6 protein-coding genes are annotated in these 4118 nt (G+C 27.6%); all 6 read left to right on the top strand.

Annotated features, from left to right (window positions below):
• Positions 1 to 102: 102 nt before the first annotated feature.
• The 6 genes from MC378_RS15140 to MC378_RS15115 all read left to right on the top strand — a co-directional run bounded on the left by MC378_RS15140 (position 103) and on the right by MC378_RS15115 (position 3893).
• Positions 103 to 273: a hypothetical protein gene (locus tag MC378_RS15140; RefSeq protein WP_242179656.1), complete on the top strand. Its 171-nt coding sequence runs from the start codon at positions 103 to 105 to the stop codon at positions 271 to 273.
• Positions 270 to 686, top strand: coding sequence for a hypothetical protein (locus MC378_RS15135; protein ID WP_242179654.1), 417 nt, complete (start codon positions 270 to 272; stop codon positions 684 to 686). Before MC378_RS15140 ends, MC378_RS15135 begins: the two co-directional genes overlap by 4 nt.
• A 164-nt stretch (positions 687 to 850) precedes the next feature.
• Complete coding sequence (locus MC378_RS15130) at positions 851 to 1471, top strand: hypothetical protein (protein WP_242179652.1); 621 nt, start codon at positions 851 to 853, stop codon at positions 1469 to 1471.
• A gap of 313 nt (positions 1472 to 1784) precedes the next feature.
• On the top strand, positions 1785 to 2348 hold the full coding sequence (locus MC378_RS15125; RefSeq protein WP_242179650.1) for a hypothetical protein: 564 nt from the start codon (positions 1785 to 1787) through the stop codon (positions 2346 to 2348).
• A gap of 157 nt (positions 2349 to 2505) precedes the next feature.
• Positions 2506 to 3126 (top strand): WG repeat-containing protein, encoded by a 621-nt coding sequence (locus tag MC378_RS15120; protein ID WP_242179648.1) that lies wholly within the window; start codon positions 2506 to 2508, stop codon positions 3124 to 3126.
• 158 nt (positions 3127 to 3284) lie between these two features.
• On the top strand, positions 3285 to 3893 hold the full coding sequence (locus MC378_RS15115) for a hypothetical protein (protein ID WP_146105273.1): 609 nt from the start codon (positions 3285 to 3287) through the stop codon (positions 3891 to 3893).
• Positions 3894 to 4118: the final 225 nt, after the last annotated feature.

Below are 4118 nucleotides of genomic sequence, written 5' to 3'. Positions count from 1 at the left end.
GTTTGTAACGTCTGATTTTCCTTCGGAAAATCCTCGTATACAAACCCGCAACTATTCTTATACATAAACGTTGGCAATAATATAACAGAACGTACACAAAAAATGAACAAATTGAATAAAACCGAAATTCTGACAAACGTATTGTGGACTGCTTTTGGAATAATTGGAGGAATAAGTTATTATTCAAAAGCGGAATATTGGATTTGCGGAATTATGTCTCTAATCGGAATTTTATATGCTTACAAGTTAATTAAATCAATAATGGGAAAATGAAAAAAATACATTTTGACAATTTAGGGAAAAATAAATACTGGATAATAATTATACTTTTATCTCTGGTTTTGATTTTTATTGAGGAACTACCAATTGAATTTGAAAACCCAAAAATTTATAAATATTTACGTGCAAGCGGATTTTTATTACAAGTGATTTATTGGAGCAAATTATTCTGGTTTAAAAATACTGTACAATGGAATAAAAAAGGAGCAGTAATACGAATCAATTCTTTTATGGGAAAATCTCTGAGTTTTGACCAAATAAAGAAAACCGAACTGAATGAAAATAAATTGATAATTACAAAAACAGGCGGAGAAATAATAACATTTGACTTAAATGAAATTGCGGAGTCTGATACACAGAAACTGAATGAAATAATAGCGAAAAATACTATTGCCAACACCGTGTAAAAAAAATTGCTTAATTTTAGCTTAACCAAAGTTTGTTGCATTTTTGTAAACTCCTATTTTCCTGCGGAAAATAGCCGTTCACTTTAAACGCAACTTTCCTTAACACAACAACGTTGGGCATAATATACAAGCTAAAAACTAAACTGAAAAACTATCCAATTTAAATGACAAGTAAGGTAGAATTAGAACTGGAAAAATTGGAGAATTTTGAAAGGGTTATTATAGATTTAGGAAAAAGAATGCACCCAGGAAACACATTCCCTTTAGATATTTTAGCAAATGCAGTTATGGACAGATCTTTACATTTAATTTTTGGATTTACAAGTCTATTAAGAACTGAAAATTATATTGGAGCTTGTCATCTTGTAAGATGTCATCTTGATAATATTCTTAGATTTTCTGGAGCTTGGCTTGTTGAAAATCCTCATAAATTTGCAACAGATATTATGAATGGAATTCAAATAGATAAAATTATTGACAGAGATGGGAAAAATTTGAAAGATTGGTATTTAAAGAATAAATTAAATTTAGAATTTCCTTGGGTGACAAATGTTTACAAAGAAACTTCTGGTTTTATTCATCTAAGCAAAAAACATATTTTTACATCATCTAAAATTAAAGATGTTGAAAATAGAACATTAGAATTAAGAATTAGTAAAAGTGACAATTACGTAACTGACGAATCTAGAATTGAAGCTATTTTAGGAATGGTGGAAATAACAAAAGTTTTATGTCATTTTGTAGAAGGTTGGATATGGACTAAAAACAATACAAGAATAAAATAAAAATACTATGCCCAACACCGTACAAAATTAATTGCTTGCTTTTTGCTCACTTACGAAAATCCTCGCGGATTTTCTTTGTCAGTAATTATTTATTAAATTTATTGCTAAACCACGCAACTAACCTTGTACAACAACGTTGGGTTTAATACAAATGAAACATTTAAACTACATTTTAATCTTTCTACTTTTAGTTAGCTGTTCTACAACAAAAAAACTAACTCAAAGAAATTCTAAACCAACAAGATTTGTTTTCACGAAACAACTCGTTGTTACTAAAAACGGAATTCAAAATTTTTATAAAAAAGTTGACTCTTTGTTACCAACAAAGAATTTGAATCCTTCCATACCAAAAGCTCAGTATGATAGTATTAGTAATTCCCCTGAGTTTAAAAAAATAATAAGGGAAAATATTAAAAAATCCTTATTAGAATCACCAATTGAACAAGTCGTTATTGAAATAATTAACGATACTATTTGGAGACATACTAACAGAAAAGAGAAAATGATCGGTGACTATTTTATGATTCAAAGGAAAAATGGAATTTTAAATTATTATAACAAATCAAAATCCGTTAATTATAAAAAATATGACCTCTTTTCTCAAAAGCATGAATATGAAATATCTGAAAACAGAAAAGACAGGAAAGAAATAAAAGGTTATGACTGTTTTAAATTAACAATTATAAAACTTAATAAAGAAAGTGATTTAGGGAATACAACTTATGAAATGTACGTAACTAACCAAATTAATCTACCTGTACATACCGTAATTAATTTAACTAAACTTGTTCCGAATACATTTCCAATGGAAATTAAAATTTCGGAAGAAAAACTTTCTGGAATGGCGGAATTTTATAAATTAATAAAAATTGAATAAAGTACTAAACCCAACACCGTGCATAATTCATTGCTTACAAAGTTTTTCCTTCGGAAAAACCTCGTGGACTTCAAAGGCTTGTAATTACTAATTATTTATTCGCTAAATTCACGCAAACAAATCATGCACAAACACGTTGGCTGTAATAAAAAACCGAATGAAAAACTTGAAAGGAAACATCCTATTTTTTATAATAATATTTATTTCAATTAACGTTTTCTCTCAAAAGAAATTTAAAGTTAAAACTGAAGAAAAATATGAAACTAAAAATCAATACTATCTTGTAGATGAAAAAGAAAATATATTACGGAAATTAGACACTTCAAAATACTATATTTTTTTGGCGGAAAATTCTTTGAAATATTTTGCGGTTTTTGGAGTAAAAGGAAAAAAAGGCTGGTCAGGAATTGACTCAAATGAAAACATACTTTTTCAAGTATATAATTCAGTAAATGGTGAACCTTCACCTGACAGTTTAATTGAAAATAAAATCAGAATAATTAACGAGAATAATAAAATTGGTTTTGCGAATGAAAAAGGAGAAATAATTATAAAATACCAATTTGAAATAGTTACTTCATTTAGGAAAAACAGAGCTATTTTTGGAAATAAATGTAAAAAAGTATTTTGGGAAAAGGAAAAGCACGAAAATGGTTGCAATCATTATTCAATTGAATGTTCGGAACACGGTTACATAAACGAGAAAGGAAAAATATTGAAATCTGGAAATTACACTTTTGAGGAAATAATGAAAGAATTAAATTGGAAAAATGAATAATACTACAGCCAACACCGTACAAAATTAATTGCTTGCTTTTTGCTTACTTACGAAAATCCTCGCGGATTTTCTTTGTCAGTAATTATTTATTAACTTTAGTGCTTAAACCACGCAACTAAGCTTGTACAAACACGTTGTAAGTAATACAGAATCCGAAAATGAAAGAGACTATTTTGCTAATTTTATTCATTTCAATTTTATCTTGTAAATCTGATAATAAAGAAAATTATATAAAGGAATCGACAAACAGAATTGGAATAAAAAAACTTAAATCTTCAGATAAAAATATTAAAGATAGTATAGTTGAATATCTAAAAATTAATGGAAAGGAATATGCAAATCAAATTTGGTTAGTAGATAAAGAAAATGATACTATTGGAGGAAATTATTTTGATTTATATGTAAATGATACTACAAAATTAGGAGAATTAACTACTTTAAGATTTGTATTGACAAAACCGACAATAAATTGGGAGTCTGATATGTTCGTAATATTCCCAATACCTGAAAATAAACTGAAAGAGGATTTTTCCAACCTATCAGAAATTAAACTTGATACTTTTTACAGTCTGAAAAATGATAAAATTCCACATCCTGAATTATCTAATTTAAATTTACCTTTAAACCATATAACAGAATTTAAATATGACTATCAAAGTTCTGGAAAAAAAGTTCTTCGTGGAGTTGTAGTTGAAAGAGGGGAATTTGAGAACAAAAAATATGAAAGAAGATTATTTTTCGAGAAAAGTATTTATATTAAAGAATAAACTGAAAGTACAAAAAAGTACTACTTACAACACCGTATAAACTTTATTACTGGTTTTAGCTCACTTGGGAAATTCCTTCGGAATTTCGCCGTTCGTGTTTTATTTAGTAAATTCACTGCTTAAACAACGCAACAAAGCTTATACAACAACGTTGTAATGCATTTGCGGAAAATCGATAATCGCAATGAAATTAACGGTTGACAAAGAATATTTTTAGAATTTAAA

Source organism: Polaribacter marinus, assembly GCF_022662535.1.
GTDB classification, from domain to species: Bacteria; Bacteroidota; Bacteroidia; order Flavobacteriales; family Flavobacteriaceae; genus Polaribacter; species Polaribacter marinus.
This window is presented reverse-complemented; position numbering and strand designations above follow the sequence as displayed.